Source organism: Tsukamurella pseudospumae, assembly GCF_001575195.1.
Lineage (GTDB): Bacteria > Actinomycetota > Actinomycetes > Mycobacteriales > Mycobacteriaceae > Tsukamurella > Tsukamurella pseudospumae.
In genome coordinates this window covers 103646-118939 of the sequence record NZ_LSRF01000057.1, presented here as the reverse complement: position 1 = coordinate 118939, position 15294 = coordinate 103646, and the positions used below count along the sequence as shown (strand labels likewise).

General features: G+C 69.2%; 15 protein-coding genes, 1 tRNA gene and 1 pseudogene. 9 read left to right on the top strand and 8 right to left on the bottom strand.

All coding sequences use genetic code 11. The features are described from left to right. Positions 1–56: 56 nt before the first annotated feature. Positions 57–129 (bottom strand) — tRNA-Lys (locus AXK60_RS17560). A gap of 418 nt (positions 130–547) precedes the next feature. Between AXK60_RS17560 and AXK60_RS27900 the strand changes: the two genes are divergently transcribed. Beyond that, positions 548–895 carry an HNH endonuclease gene (locus AXK60_RS27900; protein ID WP_082778094.1) on the top strand — a complete coding sequence of 116 codons (348 nt, stop codon included), beginning with the start codon at positions 548–550 and terminating at the stop codon, positions 893–895. On the opposite strand, the gene AXK60_RS17555 is transcribed toward AXK60_RS27900, so the two are convergent. Next, complete coding sequence (locus tag AXK60_RS17555; protein WP_068573124.1) at positions 873–1292, bottom strand: VOC family protein; 420 nt, start codon at positions 1290–1292, stop codon at positions 873–875. The two genes, AXK60_RS27900 and AXK60_RS17555, sit on opposite strands and share 23 nt — an antisense overlap. Positions 1293–1392: 100 nt before the next feature. On the opposite strand from AXK60_RS17555, the gene AXK60_RS27675 reads away from it, so the two are divergent. Next, complete coding sequence (locus AXK60_RS27675) at positions 1393–2649, top strand: glycosyltransferase (protein WP_068745227.1); 1257 nt, start codon at positions 1393–1395, stop codon at positions 2647–2649. Here the strand turns inward: AXK60_RS27675 and AXK60_RS25930 are convergent. The 6 genes and pseudogenes from AXK60_RS25930 to AXK60_RS17520 all read right to left on the bottom strand — a co-directional run. Continuing rightward, positions 2624–3166 (bottom strand): annotated as a pseudogene (locus AXK60_RS25930) (TetR family transcriptional regulator); the annotation flags it as partial. The gene AXK60_RS27675 and the pseudogene AXK60_RS25930 sit on opposite strands and share 26 nt — an antisense overlap. Continuing rightward, the gene (locus tag AXK60_RS17540; RefSeq protein ID WP_068573120.1) at positions 3111–4646 is read right to left on the bottom strand and encodes an MFS transporter; all 1536 of its coding nucleotides are present in this window, start codon (positions 4644–4646) and stop codon (positions 3111–3113) included. The gene AXK60_RS17540 and the pseudogene AXK60_RS25930, both read right to left, overlap by 56 nt. Positions 4647–4720: 74 nt before the next feature. Further along, on the bottom strand, positions 4721–5791 hold the full coding sequence (locus tag AXK60_RS17535) for an ABC transporter ATP-binding protein (protein ID WP_068573118.1): 1071 nt from the start codon (positions 5789–5791) through the stop codon (positions 4721–4723). A 47-nt stretch (positions 5792–5838) separates the two neighbouring features. Further along, the gene (locus AXK60_RS17530; protein WP_068573116.1) at positions 5839–7152 is read right to left on the bottom strand and encodes an ABC transporter substrate-binding protein; all 1314 of its coding nucleotides are present in this window, start codon (positions 7150–7152) and stop codon (positions 5839–5841) included. A gap of 41 nt (positions 7153–7193) precedes the next feature. Continuing rightward, positions 7194–7997 (bottom strand): carbohydrate ABC transporter permease, encoded by an 804-nt coding sequence (locus AXK60_RS17525; RefSeq protein ID WP_139058032.1) that lies wholly within the window; start codon positions 7995–7997, stop codon positions 7194–7196. Between the two features lie 38 nt (positions 7998–8035). After that, the gene (locus AXK60_RS17520; protein WP_068573112.1) at positions 8036–8968 is read right to left on the bottom strand and encodes a carbohydrate ABC transporter permease; all 933 of its coding nucleotides are present in this window, start codon (positions 8966–8968) and stop codon (positions 8036–8038) included. Positions 8969–9160: 192 nt separating this feature from the next. Here AXK60_RS17520 and AXK60_RS17515 point away from each other — a divergent pair, with 192 nt between their 5' ends. From AXK60_RS17515 to AXK60_RS17485, 7 genes are all read left to right on the top strand, one after another. Continuing rightward, entirely contained in the window at positions 9161–9439 is a 279-nt protein-coding gene (locus AXK60_RS17515; protein ID WP_068573110.1) for a hypothetical protein, read from the top strand. A gap of 47 nt (positions 9440–9486) precedes the next feature. Next, positions 9487–10410, top strand: a complete 924-nt coding sequence (locus AXK60_RS17510; RefSeq protein ID WP_068573432.1) for an ABC transporter ATP-binding protein — start codon at positions 9487–9489, stop codon at positions 10408–10410. After that, entirely contained in the window at positions 10407–11231 is an 825-nt protein-coding gene (locus AXK60_RS17505) for an ABC transporter permease (protein ID WP_068573108.1), read from the top strand. The genes AXK60_RS17510 and AXK60_RS17505 overlap by 4 nt, the downstream gene beginning before the upstream one ends. Beyond that, on the top strand, positions 11228–12451 hold the full coding sequence (locus AXK60_RS17500) for a sensor histidine kinase (protein WP_068573106.1): 1224 nt from the start codon (positions 11228–11230) through the stop codon (positions 12449–12451). The genes AXK60_RS17505 and AXK60_RS17500 overlap by 4 nt, the downstream gene beginning before the upstream one ends. After that, positions 12448–13074, top strand: a complete 627-nt coding sequence (locus AXK60_RS17495) for a response regulator transcription factor (protein WP_068573104.1) — start codon at positions 12448–12450, stop codon at positions 13072–13074. Before AXK60_RS17500 ends, AXK60_RS17495 begins: the two co-directional genes overlap by 4 nt. A 116-nt stretch (positions 13075–13190) precedes the next feature. Continuing rightward, positions 13191–14168 (top strand): acyl-ACP desaturase, encoded by a 978-nt coding sequence (locus AXK60_RS17490; protein ID WP_068573102.1) that lies wholly within the window; start codon positions 13191–13193, stop codon positions 14166–14168. A gap of 123 nt (positions 14169–14291) precedes the next feature. Further along, positions 14292–15278 (top strand): acyl-ACP desaturase, encoded by a 987-nt coding sequence (locus tag AXK60_RS17485; protein ID WP_082778091.1) that lies wholly within the window; start codon positions 14292–14294, stop codon positions 15276–15278. The last annotated feature ends 16 nt before the right edge of the window (positions 15279–15294 follow it).

Sequence of the window (15294 nt, the reverse complement as noted above, 5' to 3'; positions counted from 1 at the left end):
GCTTATGCCGACAGAACTTGTCGGTGGGTGTCGCGAGAATGAGCGAGAAGTGCGAGTGCCCCCCGTGGGACTCGAACCCACAACCAGCCGATTAAAAGTCGGATGCTCTGCCAATTGAGCTAGGGGGGCGCGTTGCGAGAGTACCAGTGCGCCCGCCTGCACTAGAGAGACGGAGGTCGCTGTGGAGGAGACTCGCCGATGTATCGATTGCCTACAGGAACTTCCGGTCTCAAGTTTCTACCAACGCCCGAACAGGCCGCGCCCGTATCCGTACTGCCGCCGATGCCAGACGGCACGCAGCCGGGCCTACCGGCTCATCCATCCGGACACCACCTCGACCGAGCGCGCGCGGCGGTCGAGGCTGCGTGATCCCGAAGGATCCGCTGCTCGCGACCGCGCTCGCAGCAGAACAGATGAGTTCAAGCGTCGTCGCCGCGAGCGTTCTGCAGCCCAGTCCGAGTACTACCGGGAGTGGTACTCGCGGAACCGGGAGCACGTTGCCGCTCTGCATAGGCAATACCGGTCGGATCCGGAGACACGCGAGAAGATGGAAGCGCGAAAACGTGCGTGGTACAGCCGCGAGCCGGACAGACGACGTCGTGAACGACACAGGCGCACAGCGCGACTCCGGAGTGCGCCGGCGATTCCGTTCAGCGCCGAGCAGTTGCAGTCCCGGATGTCGATGTGGTCTGGCTGTTGGATCTGCCACGAACCGTTCACCACTACGCTGCCTCGAACCGTCGATCACGTGAAGCCGATCGCTCGGGGAGGTGCGGACATGCTGTCGAATCTCAGGCCCGCCTGCAAACCCTGCAATTCCCGAAAGAACGATCGATGGCCCTTCCCTCACGAAACTGCAGGGCTGCGACGGACTACTGAGCGCCCGCGGCGTTGACCATCCAGTGCACGCCGAACCCGTCGACGCACATGCCGAAGGTGTCACCCCAGGGCGCCTGTACGAAGGGCACGGTCACGGAACCGCTCGCGGAGAGTTTCTCCCACCAGCCGGTGAGCTTGGCCAGGTCGTCGCCGGACAGCGACACGGAGACATCGTCACCGACGGTGCGCGGCATCCCGGCCGGCGTATCGGCGCACATGAGGGAGAAGCCGTCGGGAGTGGACAGGTAGCCGTGCATCACCTTGGTGGCATCGGCCGGGTCGGCGAGCATCTCGGGCGGCATGCCCTCGAAGGTGGAGATCTCGAGCTCCCCGCCGAAGACCTCGCGGTAGAACTCGAGCGCCTCGCGGGCGTTGTCGGAGAAGCTGATGTAGGGGTTCAGGCGTACGGTCATATCCCGATTGTGCTCCCACCCACCGACACGTTCGGACAGTTCGCCGAACAACCCCCGCACGTTCACTCCCCCGACCGCCCCCACGGGCAACCTGGCGGGCATGCACATCGTCCAGCTCGCGAACTTCTACGGTCCCCGCTCGGGCGGGCTGCGCACCGCGGTCGACCAACTGGGCGCGGGCTACGTCGCCCACGGGCACGCCGTGACCCTCGTGGTCGCGGGCCGCGGACACGCGGACGAGGCTCTCGATTCGGGCGTCCGGCGGATCACCGTCCCGGGACGCAAATTCTTCAGGGTCGAGGGCTACCGCGCGGCGAGCCCGGTGCTGATCCGCCGGCTCCTCCCCCAGCTCGGCGCCGACAGCCTGGAGGTCTCGGACCGGCTCACGTTGCGCGGCATGGGCCCGTGGGCGAAGGCGCACGGCATCGGCTCGATCATGATCAGCCACGAGCGGCTGGACCGGATGATCGAGTTGGGGGCACCGTCGTCCGTCGCGACCTGGGCCTCCGACGTCGCGAACCTGGGCACGGCCCGCAGCTACGACACCGTCGTCTGCACCACGGCCTTCGCGGGCGAGGAGTTCGCGCGCGTGCAGGCGCCCAACGTCGAGACCGTGCCGCTCGGCGTCGACCTCGACACCTTCCGCCCCACGCGCGCCACGCGCACGGCGCGCGCCACCTGGTCCGACGGTGCCGACGTCCTCCTCGTGCAGTCCTGCCGGCTCTCGATGGAGAAGCATCCCGCGCGCGGGATCGAGGTCCTCCGGGCCCTGCTGGCCGACGGTGTCCCCGCCCGCCTCGTCATCGCCGGCGACGGTGCGATGGCCGGCGAACTCCGCAGGCAGGCTCGGGGACTGCCCGTCGCTTTCACCGGGCACCTCACGGATCGCAACGCACTGGCGGACCTGCTGGCGTGCGCGGACGTCGCGATCTGCCCCGGCCCGCACGAGACCTTCGGCCTCAGCGCGATGGAGGCACTGGCCTCGGGGACACCGATCGTGGTGTCCCGCAACAGCGCACTGGCCGAGGTGGCGCGCGGCGATTGCGGCCTGCCGGCGGCCGACACCGGCGCCGCCTTCGCCGCCGCCGTCCGCACCGTCCTCGCGCGGGGCGACTACGCCGAGACCGCGCGGGCGCGCGCGGAGCAGTACACCTGGGACCGGGCGGTCGAGACGATGCTCAGCCTGCACCGTTCGACGGCGGACCGTCGGCGGTTCCTGCGGACCACGTCCGCACCGAATCCCACAGCCCTGCTTCGGCGGTCGCTGATACCGGTAGCCCCGCCTCGAACAGGTCCGCAACGGCGCGCATGGCCTCCGGAAGCATCATCGCCGGATTCTCTCGAGCGAGCGCGCTGACCGCACCGATCATCGCGCCGACGGCGGCGCGCACCGCGAGCGGATCCGCCGGTCCGGTCACGTTGTCGAGGACCGCGCGCACGAGCGCCTCCTCGGTGGCCTCGACGTCACGCGCCTGCGCGGCACGCAGTTTCGGCGAGGAGTAGAGCAAGCGACCGCGCTCCATCTCGATCTCGCGCTCGTCCGGGTCGAGGGCCTCGAACTCGTCTGCACCACCGCGCAGGATCTGCGCGGGTAGATTCTCGCCCGGGTCGATCGGCGGGACGTCCGCGAGCAGGATCGCGTCGTAGTCGTCCTCGAGGATCAGCGCGTCCTTGGTCGCGAAGTACCGGAAGAAGGTGGCCTGCGAGACCTCCGCAGCCTCCGCGATCTGCGCCACCGTCGTCTCCTCGAAGCCCTGCTCGCGGAACAACTCGTAGGCCACTCTGCGCAGCGTCACGCGGGTGCGGAGCTTCTTGCGCTCACGCAGTCCGAGGGACGCCGTCACGCTCTTGCTCGTCCTCGTCGGCCTGCTCATGGGCCGATTGTGCCGGAATCAGCAGGCACAGTGCCACCAGAACCACGCAGACGGCACTCGCGACCAGTCCGGACGCGGCGAGTCCGTGCTCGTAGGCGGCGACGATGCCGCTCACCGCGTCGGGCGCCGCGGCACGCGCCACGGCGGTGCCCGCCACCACGCCGTCCTCCGCCACGGCGCGCACCGCCCGAGGCATATCCACGGTGCCGAGCCGCTGCAGGTACGCGGTCGAAACGACCGACCCCAGAACGGCGACGCCGAGCGCGCTCGCGATCTGCCGCAAGGATTGCAGCAGCGCCGATCCCGAGCCCGCGTCGGAATCGTCCAGGTCGAGCGTCGCGAGCGACATCGCGAGCGGGATCAGGCCGCCGAGCCCGAGCCCTAGCAGGACCGACATCACCGCGTACACGCCGTAGCCGCCGCTCGCCGCCGTCGCCTGGACCACGCAGGCGGCCAGCAGCAACAGGCACGCGCCGGCCGCGACGGTACGCCGACCGAGGGCCCGGACGGCGGGCTCACCGATCCGTGTGGCGACGATGAGCGCGCCGATGATGGGGAGCATCCGCAGTCCCACACCCAGTGCGTCGGCGCCGAAGGCCGCCGAGAACTCCTGGGAGAACTGGAAGGTGGCCCCCGCCAGCACCATCATGGACATCGCCGCCAGGATCGTGCCCGCGCGGAATCCCGGACGGCGCAGCAGGTCGAGGCGCACCAGCGGATACGCGACGCGCAGTTCGCGCACGACGAATGCCACCAGGAACGCCGCGGCGACGCCTAGCCACGCCAGGAACGCCGCCGATGTCCAGCCGCTGCGCCCCGCTTCGGTGAAGGCGTAGACGAGCGCACCGAAGCCCACGATCGACAGCAGCGAACCCGGCACGTCGAACCGCGCGCCCGTGGCGACGCCGCGCGAATCGGGGATCATCCGCCACACTGCGATCGCGCCGATCATTGCGATCGGGACGTTGATCAAGAACACCGATCCCCACCAGAAATGCTGCAGCAGAACACCTCCGACGATCGGCCCCAGCGGCATTCCCAACGCCGACGAGGCCATCCAGATCCCCATGGCGCGCTGTCGCTCGCCCGGCTCGGGGAACAAGCCCGGCAGCACCGCCATCGACAGCGGGGTCGCGGCCGCGGCACAGAGGCCGAGCAGGGCGCGCCCGGCGATGAGCATGCCCGGCCCCGTACTCACGGCGCACAGCGCCGAGGCGGCACCGAAGCCGAGCAGTGAGAGCGCCAGGAGTCGACTGCGTCCCCACCTGTCACCGAGGGCGCCGAGAGGGATCATGAAGGCACCCAGGACCAGCGGATACACAGTGGTGATCCACTGCAGCTGATTCGTGGTCGCACCGAGCTCGGTACTCAGCGACGGCAAGGCGACCATGAGCACCATCGTGTCCAGACCGATGACGAGCATGGCGAGCGAGAGCACTCCGAGCGCCCGCCAGGACGACCGGGTGGCGGTGATGGACATGACGAAACCTCCAGATCGAGAGTAACTCTTATTTGAGAGCGACTCTCAGAACCTGGTTTGTCAATGCCCTGTCGTCAGCGGAGGCGGTCCCCCGACTCCGCGTGGAAGAACAGCGCCTGATCCGCGGCGGGGAGCAGCCCCGTCTCCTCGCCCGCGCGCAGCGTCGTCGAGCGGTCGACCCGGGCCACCACGGGCTTGTCCTGCCCGTCCACGTTCACGTAGACGAGAGCCTCGGCGCCGAGCTCCTCCACCAGGGCGACGGCGCCCTCGGCCGCCCCCGGCGTGCCGGGCGCGACCACCTCGAGTCCCTCGGGCCGCAGCCCGACGGTCACCGTCGAACCGGATTCGACGGTGCGCGGAACCGGCACCACGGCACCGGCGAGTTCCGCGCCGGCGTCGGAGCGGGGCACGGTCAGGAGATTCATGCCCGGCGAGCCGAGGAAGCCGGCCACGAAGGTGTTGACCGGATCGTCGTAGAGCTCGCGCGGGGGCGCGACCTGCTGCAGCAGACCGTCTTTGAGCACCGCGACGCGGTCACCCATCGTCATGGCCTCCACCTGGTCGTGCGTCACGTACAGCGTGGTGACGCCCAGCCGGCGCTGCAGCGCGGAGATCTGTGACCGGGTCGAGACGCGCAGGCGCGCATCGAGGTTCGACAGCGGCTCGTCCATCGCGAACACCTTGGGGTGCCGGACGATGGCGCGCCCCATGGCAACCCGCTGGCGCTGCCCGCCGGAGAGGCGCGCGGGCTTGCGGTCGAGCAGCGGCTCCAGCTCGAGCATCGCCGCGGCCTCCGCGACGCGTTTGGCCGTGTCCTCCTTGGAGACACCGGCGTTGCGCAGCGCGAAGCCCATGTTCCCCGCCACCGTCATGTTCGGATACAGGGCGTAGTTCTGGAACACCATGGCCACGTCGCGCTTCTTCGGCGACACAGCCGTCACGTCGACGTCGTCGATGAGGATGTGGCCGTCCGTGACCGCCTCCAGGCCCGCGAGGGCCCGCAGACTGGTCGACTTGCCGCAGCCCGACGGGCCGACGAGCACGACGAACTCACCGTCGGCGATGTCCAGGTCGAGCGAGCTGACCGACGGCCGCTCGGCGCCCGGATACTGGACGGTCGCACCGTCGAAACGCACCGTTGCCATGGTGTTCCTGTCACTCCTAGTTCGTACGAAACCGAGTCAGCCGGAATCTACTTCGGCAGTTTGGGCTTGATCTGCGAGTCGATCTTGCCCTGGATGGTCTTCTGCAGCGCGCCGAGCACGGCCGCGGCGTCGCCGCCGGTCGCGATCTGCTGCAGGGCCTTGCCGATGTCCTCGCCACCGCCCGGCACGAAGACGCGCGCGTTGTCCTGGACCCGGGTGAGCGGGAGCTGCTTGACCGCGGTGCCGAAGTTCGGGTTCTTCTCGATGAACGCCTTCATCGAGGGCTCGTCGACGGCGGCCTTGCGAACCGGCATGTAGCCGGTCGCCTGCGTGAACGTCGCCGTGTTCGCCGTGTTGGTGAGGAACTCGATGAACTTCATGGCGGCGGCCTTGCGGTCGGCCGAGATCCCCTCCGTGATGGCGACGCCCGCGCCACCCGTGGGGCAGGACTTGCCGGCGGGGCCGGGCAGGAAGGCCGTGCCGACCTCGAACTTGGCGGTCGAGGCGATCGTCTTCAGCGAGCCCGTCGACTGCATCGTGGCGGCGGTCAGACCGGCGCCGAAGTCGTTCTCGGGCGTGGTGACCAGGCGGCCCCACTTGCCGATGACCTCCTTGAGCTGGTTCGCCGCGGCGATCGACTCGGGGGTGGTGAACTTCAGGTCCCAGCCGTCGGAGTAGGCGCCGCCCTTGGACCAGTTCCAGCCCTCGAAGACCCAGTCGATGTAGTTCTCCGAGTCGGCGAGCACGATGGCCTTCTTGTCGCCGCCGATGGCCTCCTGGATGCGCGGGGCCCACTGCACGAACTCGTCCCAGTCCTTGGGGCCGCGATCCTCGAGGCCGGCCTTCTTCCACACGTCCTTGTTGTAGTAGAACAGCGGCGTCGAGCGGGCGTACGGCACGGCGTAGTGCTTGCCGTCGAACTTCGTGTCGGCCAGCAGCGAGTCGACGTACTCCTCGGGCTTGAGACCGGCGCCCGCGAAGAGGTCGTCGAGCGGCGCGATCTGCTTGTTGAGCGCGAAGTTGAACCAGGTCACGTCGGAGACCACCACGACGTCCGGCTTCGTGCCGCCGGTCAGCGCGGTCTGGAACTTCTGCGCCACCTGCTCGTAGTTCTTACCGCCGTCGAGCAACTCCACCTTGATGCCGGGGTTCGCCTTCTGGAAGGCGTCGATCAACTCCTGCTCGGTGGCCTTGGAGCTGCCGGGGTGGTTGGTGAGGAAGCGCAGCGTGATGTCGCCGCCGCTGCCCCCGCCGGAGTTCGACGAGCCGCCGCCGGAACCGGATCCCGCGCACGCCGCGGCGACGGCCGCGGTGGCGGCGAGTCCGGTCGCGAGGAAGCCGCGCCTGGTGAAGTCGACCATGAGTTTCTCCCTTGGTGTTTCGTATTCGATGGTGGTCCCGGTCAGCCCTTAACGGCACCGGACGTGAGGCCCTTGATCATCTGCCGTTGCAGGATCAGGAAGACGACGAGCATGGGCAGCGCGGTGAGCAGCGTGGCGGCCATGACCGGCCCCCAGTTCACGCCCTGCTCGGTGTTCTGCAGCAGGGTCAGGCCGACCGGCAGCGGCGCCACGGCGGCGTTGTCGGACATGAGGAACGGCCAGAGGTACTCGTTCCACTCGTTCACCAGCGTGATCACCGCGAAGGCCACCATGGTGGGGATCGAGATCGGCAGGATCACCCGGAACAGCAGCCGGAGGTGGCCCGCGCCGTCCATCCGCGCGGCCTCCACGATCTCCTTGGGCAGGGAGAGGAAGTGGTTGCGCATGAGGAAGGTGCCGAAGGCCACGCCCGCGAGCGGCAGGATGATGCCGACGAAGGTGTTGCGGTAGTCCGCCATCAGCGCGTAGTTCGAGATCACGGTGATCTGGTTGGGCACCATGAGCGCCGCGATCACCACCAGGAACAGGAGCTTCTTGAACGGGAAGCGCAGGAACACCAGCGCGTACGCCGTGCTCACGCCCAGCACGAACTTGATGCCGCCGGTGACCAGCGTGATGATCGCCGAGTTCCGCAGGTACTGCCAGTACGGGATCTCCTGCGTGACATAGCTGTAGTTCTTCGGATACCACGTCGGCGGCCACCAGGTGGCGGGCGAGACGAAGATGTCGCCGCGGTCCTTGAACGAGGTGATGACGATGAAGTACACCGGCACCGCCACCAGCAGCAGCGTCGCCAGCATGCCGAGGTAGCCGACGATCTTCATCCCGACGCTGCCCGTCGGCCCGGACTTGAGCAGGGTGCTCACTTGTCGTCCCCCCGGTCCATCATGCGCACCTGCACCACGGTCACGATCAGCAGCACGAGGAACATGATCGTGGCGATGGTCGCGCCGTAGCCGGCGCGCTGGTTGCGGAAGGTCTGCCAGTAGATGTCGAAGACCATGGTCGTGGTGCCGTTCTGCGGGCCACCCGCCGGGAACATGATGTTGATGATGTCGAACACCTGAAGGCTGTTGAGCAGCACCGTGATCGACAGGAAATAGGTGGCCGGCCGCAGCTGCGGCAGGGTGACCCGCCAGAACTTGCGCCAGGCCGGCGTCCCGTCGATCGCCGCGGCCTCGTCGAGGTCCTTGTTGAGCCCCTGCAGCGCGGCGAGGTAGATGACGAAGGTGTAGCCCAGGTTCTTCCAGATGTAGGTGAAGGTCACCAGGAACAGCGCCCAGCCGGGACTCTGGTAGAAGTCCGGGCTCTCGATGCCGAACCAGCCGAGGATCGACGCCACCGCGCCGAACTGCGGATTGAACACGAAGTAGAACGCCGCGCCGATCGCGGCGCCAGAGATCACGAAGGGCGCGAACACTGCGGAGCGGACGAGGTTGCGCCCCTTGAGATTCTGGTCGAGCAGCATCGCCAGAGCCAGGCCCAGCACCATGGAGAACACCACCGCGCTCACCGTGAAGATCAGCGTGACGGTGACGACCTGCCAGCTCTCCGCCTTGGTGAAGAACTCGCGGTAGTTGTCCAGCCCGATCCACTTCGCGGGGTCCGTACCGGCGAGCGACCACTCATGGAAGCTCAGCCGCACGTTGTCGATCAGCGGGCGATAGGTGAAGACGGCCAGCAGCACCAGGTTGGGCACCACGAACAACAGGAACAGCAGGTTGTCCTTGGGCACCAGGTCGGCGGCCAGCCCCTTCTTGGGTGATGGCTCCACCCGTTCGGTCGTGGCGGTCACTGCCGTAGCGTGCTGCACTTCCCCGTCCGGCGGACGAAAACCGAGAAAAGATTCGGTAACGAATTCATGATCGCACGGGGCCGGATGACATCGGCGGCATGACAGATGTCATCGGGAACCGGTGACAACCAGCGGAAATCCTCTGACTGCGCGCACTACTGCCGCGGCCCGAACCCCGCGAGGGTTGACCACATGAACGCCAACGACCTCCACACCGCCCACCGTCCGAACCACCGACCGGCACCGGAGAGCAACGCCCTGCACGACCTCTTCGTCGACTCGTGCCGGCTCGGCCCCGCTCCTACCCGCGCCCGGGAGGGGGCGGTGATCATCGCCACCGTCGTGCTCATCGCGCTCGTCGTGGTCCTGCTGCAGCCCCCGCTGCTGCTCGCCGCGATCGTCACCGGCGTCGTCGCCGTGCACCTCGCCGTGCGCTGGGTCCTCGGCACCCGGAAGTGGGGCCGCTCGTGACCGCGGGCGAGGCGAGCACCGCCACCGTCGACCCCGTCATCGCGGCCATGGGCCTGCGCCGGACCTACGGCTCCGGCGCGGACGCCTTCGAGGCCGTCCGCGGCATCGACCTCGACATCCGCACCGGCGAGGTCTTCGCCCTGCTCGGGACCAACGGCGCCGGCAAGACCTCCACCCTGGACCTGCTCGAGGGCCTCGCGGAGCCGAGCGGCGGCGAGCTCGCCGTCTTCGGACTCGACCCCCGCCGGGACCGGCGCCGCGTGCGGCCGCTCACCGGCATCATGCTGCAGTCCGGCGGCCTGCCCGGCGAGCTCACGGTCCGCGAAACGCTCGAGATGTGGCGCGGCACCTGCAGCAACCCGACCACCGCCGACGCCGTCCTCGAGCGCGTCCGCCTCACCGACCGCGCGGACGTGCGGGTGCGCGCGCTGTCGGGCGGCGAGCAGCGGCGCGTCGACCTCGCGTGCGCCCTCATCGGACAGCCGCGCCTGCTGTTCCTCGACGAGCCGACCACCGGACTCGATCCCGAGAGCCGCCGCGCCACCTGGCAGCTCCTCGCCGAGCTCAAGCGCGACGGCGTCACGATGGTCCTGACCACGCATTACCTCGACGAGGCCGAGGCGCTCGCCGACCGGATCGCGATCATGCACCGCGGCACCGTCGCGCGGCTCGGCACGCTCCGCGAGATCGTCGAGGGCCACCCCGCGGAGATCGTCCTCGACGATCCCGCCGTGCCCCTGCCCGCCCTCAGTGCCGCCTGGAACCAGGCGCCCGACGGTGCCGGCCGCGTCGCCCTACGCACCCACCGTCTCCAGGACGACCTGCACACCCTTCTCGACTGGGCCGCCGACCGCGGCCTCACGCTGTCCGGACTGCAGGCCCGTCACCCCTCCCTCGAGTCCGTCTTCCTCGCCATCGCGACCGAGGACGACGCGACCCACTCCCCCGAGCCGATCGGAGCACGAGCATGACCACGGCCACCGCCCAGACCCGCCCCGGAGTCGGCTACGGCAGGCACCCGCTGCGCGCCCTCGCGCACGCCGAGTACCTGCAGTTCCGCCGCAACAAGACCCTGCTGTTCATGGGGACCGTCTTCCCCGTCGGGACCCCCTTGTTGCTGTTCTTCGTCGCCCGCGGCGACCAGGCGCCCAAGCCGGTGGGCGTGGCGACCACGATCGAGATGTTCGCGGTGTTCGCGCTGCTGTTCGTGCAGTACTACTCGGTGCTGTCGATGGTCACCACGCGCCGCTCGGAGGGCGTGCTCAAGCGGCTGCGCACGGGCGAGTCCTCGGACCTGCAGATCCTCACCGCCCCCGGTATCCCGGGCATCGGCCTCACCCTGGTCGGCGCGGCGATCGTGTGCGCCGCCGTCTACGGCGCCGGCGGGCCACTCCCGGTGAACGCACTGCTCATGGTGTTCGCGCTCGCCGTCGGCCTGGTGATCTTCACCCTGCTGGCGCTGGCGACCAGCGCGGTCACCAAGAACGCCGAGGCCGCCCAGATCACCTCGATGCCGGTGATGATCGTGGCGATGGCGGGCATGGCGAACATCCGGCAGATCCTCCCGGAACGCCTGGCCCTGGTCGCCGACTGGACGCCCTTCGCCGCCGTCTCCGACCTCATCCGGCTCGGGCAGGCCGGCATCGCGCCCGGCATGTCCGACGATGCCGCGCCGCTCGGCTTCGCCGCCACCTTCGGCGAGACCGGCCGCCCACTTGCGACACTGGCGGTATGGACCGTGATCGCGCTCGTGATGGCCAAGCGCTGGTTCCGCTGGGACGATCGCGGGTGATCCCCGCCCGCTTCGGGAAGAGCCTCGACTGGTGGCACGCGAAGTCCAGCGCCGACAAGTTCCGGCTGTACACCCGCGCGGTGCTGCAGATCGTGATGATCACCTTCGTGGTCATGATGGCCACGTCGGGCACCACGCTCTGGCCGGTGATCGGCATCGTCGTCGCAGGTCTCGCGTCCATCGCGGGGATCGAGGCACAACCCGACCTGTCCATCCGCGCCACCGACCGCCAGCGTCGTATCGCGTGGCGGTTCGCGCTCGCCGGCCTCGGCGCGGTGTGGTCGGCCGGCGTCGTCGGCGCGCAGATCGCACCGCACATCGGCGCCGATCCCGCCGGCTCGCGGGTCATGTGCTCGGTCGCGTACGCGATGGCGACCTGCGCGGTGCTGCCCTTCGTCCGGCACCGATGGGCCCTCCTGCTGGTCGCCGCGGCGGCCACGGCCCTGCTCCTGCGCCCCACGAACGCTCCGGCCTTCTTCGCGCTGTTGCTCGCCATCGGCGTGCTGTTGATGTGGACCTCGCGCACCACGGTCTGGAGCCTGCAGATCCTCACCGAATTGGAGGAGGGCAAACGGGCGGCCGCGGAACTCGAGGTCGCCCAGGAGCGACTGCGCTTCTCCCGCGACCTGCACGACGTCGTCGGGCGGGCCTTCTCGGCGGTCGCGGTCAAGAGCGAGCTGGCCGCGACCCTCGCCCGCGCGGGGGCCGTCGACCGCGCGGTCGCCGAGATGGACGAGGTGAAGGCGCTGGCCGTCTCGTCGATGGAGGACACCCGCTCCCTGGTTCGCGGCTACCGCGGGATCGACCTCGGCACCGAGGTCGCGGGCGCGCGCTCGCTGCTGTCCGCCGCCGGCTGCGAGCTCCGGGTCATCGGCACCCCCGACGACGTCCCCACCGACCTCCACGAGGCCGCCGCGTGGGTCGTCCGCGAGGGCGTCACCAACATCGTCAAGCACTCCGCTGCGGGCCAGGCCGTGCTCACGCTGAGCCCGTCGGGCCTCGTCCTGCGCAACGACGGGGTGCTGCGTCCCGAACGGGACGAGGGCGCACGAGCCGCCTCGCGAACGGAGCCACTGGACGGGGCCCGCGCGGCACCAGGATCGGTGGAGGGCTCGGGCCTGGACGGCCTGCGGGGCAGGCTCCGGGCCGTGGGCGCGGGCCTCGACGGTGCCCGCGAGGGCGAGGAGTTCGTCCTGACCGCGACCTGGGAGGAAGCATGACGATCGAGGTGATGCTCGCCGACGACGAGCACCTGATCCGGACCGCGGTGGCCGCGCTGCTCGACCTGGAGCCCGACATCACCGTCGCGGCCGAGGCGGCGTCGGGCACCGAGCTGATCGCGCTGTGGGAGCGGCGCGCCGCGGAGGGCCTGCCGCCCGCCGTCGCGGTGATCGACCTGCAGATGCCCGGCCCCGACGGCATCGACACCGCCGCCGAACTGCTGCGCCGCACCCCGGGCGCCGCGACCCTCATCGTGACGAGCCACGGCCGGCCCGGCTACCTCAAGCGCGCGCTCGCGACGGGCGTGCGCGGCTTCCTCCCCAAGACCGCACCGGCCGCGACGCTGGCGCAGGTCATCCGCACCGTCCATGCCGGCGGACGGTACGTCGACCCCGAGTTGGCCGCCGACGCGATCAGCGCGGGCGACTCGCCGCTCACGCCCCGGGAGGCCGACGTGCTCGAGTTCGCCATCGACGGTGCCTCGGTCGACGAGATCGCGCGGCGCGCGCACCTGAGTCCGGGCACGACCCGCAACTACCTCTCCTCGGCGATGGCGAAGCTGGGCGTCGCGAACCGGTACGAGGCGGCCGTGCGGGCCCGGGAACTGGGCTGGATACTGTGACCGTCGTCGCAGTACCGACCCGTTCAGGCGTTATGTGCGCCACAGATCGGTGAATGCCGGACCCGACCTGGCGGTTCTGCGTAACGTCCTCGTGGTTCTCGGCGATGAAAGGGACCATGCAGCGCGAATTGACCCAGATCGAGCTCCTCCAGGAGCTCTCCGGGGTGGCTGAGCAGAACGTGAACCGCCACCTGTCCATGACCAGGGACTGGAACCCGCACGACTACGTGCCGTGGGACGAGGGCCGCAACTTCTCCGCCCTCGGCGGCGCGGACTGGGATCCGGCGCAGTCGCAGCTCTCGGACGTGGCACGCGCGGCGATGATCACCAACCTGCTCACCGAGGACAACCTCCCCAGCTACCACCGGGAGATCGCGGACAACTTCTCCATGGACCACGCCTGGGGCCACTGGGTGGGCCGCTGGACCGCCGAGGAGAACCGCCACGGCATCGCGATGCGCGACTACCTGCTGGTCACCCGCGCCGTCGATCCGGTCAAGCTCGAGGAGTTCCGGATGACCCACATGGGCAACGGCGCCACCTCCGAGGGGCACACCGGCGCGGAGCTCGGCGACCGCAGCATCCTGCACCTCGTCTCGTACGTGACCTTCCAGGAGCTGGCCACCCGCGTCAGCCACCGCAACACCGGCAAGGCCTGCAACGATCCGACCGCGGACAAGCTGCTCCAGCGCATCGCGGCGGACGAGAACCTGCACATGATCTTCTACCGCAACATCTGCGGCGCTGCCCTCGACCTGGCCCCCGACCAGGCCCTGCGCGCCATCGCCGACATCGTCACCGGCTTCCAGATGCCCGGCCTCGGCATGCCCGACTTCCGCCGCAACGGCGTGCTCATGGCCAAGCACGGCATCTACGACCTGCGCCAGCACCGCGACGAGGTCGTCATGCCCGTGCTGCGCAAGTGGAAGATCTTCGAGCGCGAGGACTTCGGCGCCGTGGGCGAGCAGGCCCGCGACGAGCTGGCGGTGTTCCTGGCCGACCTGGAGGTCCAGGCCGCGAAGTTCGAGGAGATGCGCGACCGCTCGCTGGCCCGCGAGGCCGCGCGTCGCGAGCGCACCGGGCTGGCCGTCTGAGCGCGGTCCGCCCCAAAACCGCTGGACGAAACCGTCACTTTCACACTGAGGACATTGAGTCCGCGGTCCGAAGTGCGTAGACTCCCGGGGTAATCTGGAATTGATCCAAACGTCGAAAGAGGAATGATGTCGACCCGCCAACTCACCCAGCTCGAGCTTCTGCAGGAGCTCTCTGGCGTCGCCGAGGACAACGTCAACCGCCATCTCTCGATGACGAAGGACTGGAGCCCCCACGAGTACATCCCGTGGTCGGACGGCAAGAACTACGCCGCGCTCGGTGGTCACGACTACGACCCCGAGGAGAGCCAGCTCGACGAGGTCGCCAAGGCCGCGATGATCACCAACCTCCTCACGGAGGACAACCTCCCCACGTACCACCGGGAGATCGCCGCGAACTTCTCCATGGACGACGCCTGGGGCCACTGGGTGGGCCGCTGGACCTCGGAGGAGAACCGGCACGGCATCGCGATGCGCGACTACCTCGTGGTGACCCGCGGTGTCGACCCGGTCAAGCTCGAGCAGGCCCGCATGATCCACATGACCAACGGGTGGGACCCGCAGGGCAAGGTGGCTCAGCACACCGAGCAGAAGATGACGATGCTGCACTCCGTGGCGTACGTGACCTTCCAGGAGCTCGCCACTCGCGTCAGCCACCGCAACACCGGCAAGGTCTGCAAGGACCCGATCGCCGACAAGATGCTCCAGCGCATCGCGGCCGACGAGAACCTGCACATGATCTTCTACCGCAACATCTCCGCGGCGGGCCTGAACCTGGTCCCGGACCAGGCGATCCGCTCGATCACCGACACCATCAAGCACTTCGAGATGCCCGGTGCCGGTATGCCCGACTTCCGCCGCAACGGCGTGCTCATGGCCAAGCACGGCATCTACGACCTGCGCCAGCACAAGGACGAGGTCGTCATGCCCGTCCTGCGCAAGTGGAAGATCTTCGAGCGCGAGGACTTCGGCCCCGAGGGTGAGCGCACCCGCGAGGAGCTCGCGGCGTTCCTCGACGAACTCGAGGCCGCGGCCGTGAAGTTCGAGGAGATGCGCGACCGCTCGCTGGCCCGCGAGGCCGCGCGTCGCGAGAAGCAGGGTCTGGCCGTCTAGCACCGACGCTTCGGAA

Excerpts from the sequence above, each read along its gene's own strand:
- AXK60_RS27675 (WP_068745227.1), top strand. The coding sequence starts at position 1,393 with ATGCACATCGTCCAGCTCGCGAACTTCTACGGTCCCCGCTCGGGCGGG.
- AXK60_RS17540 (WP_068573120.1), bottom strand. The coding sequence starts at position 4,646 with ATGTCCATCACCGCCACCCGGTCGTCCTGGCGGGCGCTCGGAGTGCTC.
- AXK60_RS17495 (WP_068573104.1), top strand. The coding sequence starts at position 12,448 with ATGACGATCGAGGTGATGCTCGCCGACGACGAGCACCTGATCCGGACC.
- AXK60_RS27900 (WP_082778094.1), top strand. The coding sequence starts at position 548 with ATGGAAGCGCGAAAACGTGCGTGGTACAGCCGCGAGCCGGACAGACGA.
- AXK60_RS17515 (WP_068573110.1), top strand. The coding sequence starts at position 9,161 with ATGAACGCCAACGACCTCCACACCGCCCACCGTCCGAACCACCGACCG.
- AXK60_RS17530 (WP_068573116.1), bottom strand. The coding sequence starts at position 7,152 with ATGGTCGACTTCACCAGGCGCGGCTTCCTCGCGACCGGACTCGCCGCC.
- AXK60_RS17555 (WP_068573124.1), bottom strand. The coding sequence starts at position 1,292 with ATGACCGTACGCCTGAACCCCTACATCAGCTTCTCCGACAACGCCCGC.
- AXK60_RS17510 (WP_068573432.1), top strand. The coding sequence starts at position 9,487 with ATGGGCCTGCGCCGGACCTACGGCTCCGGCGCGGACGCCTTCGAGGCC.
- AXK60_RS17485 (WP_082778091.1), top strand. The coding sequence starts at position 14,292 with ATGATGTCGACCCGCCAACTCACCCAGCTCGAGCTTCTGCAGGAGCTC.
- AXK60_RS17525 (WP_139058032.1), bottom strand. The coding sequence starts at position 7,997 with ATGAAGATCGTCGGCTACCTCGGCATGCTGGCGACGCTGCTGCTGGTG.
- AXK60_RS17505 (WP_068573108.1), top strand. The coding sequence starts at position 10,407 with ATGACCACGGCCACCGCCCAGACCCGCCCCGGAGTCGGCTACGGCAGG.
- AXK60_RS17535 (WP_068573118.1), bottom strand. The coding sequence starts at position 5,791 with ATGGCAACGGTGCGTTTCGACGGTGCGACCGTCCAGTATCCGGGCGCC.
- AXK60_RS17490 (WP_068573102.1), top strand. The coding sequence starts at position 13,191 with ATGCAGCGCGAATTGACCCAGATCGAGCTCCTCCAGGAGCTCTCCGGG.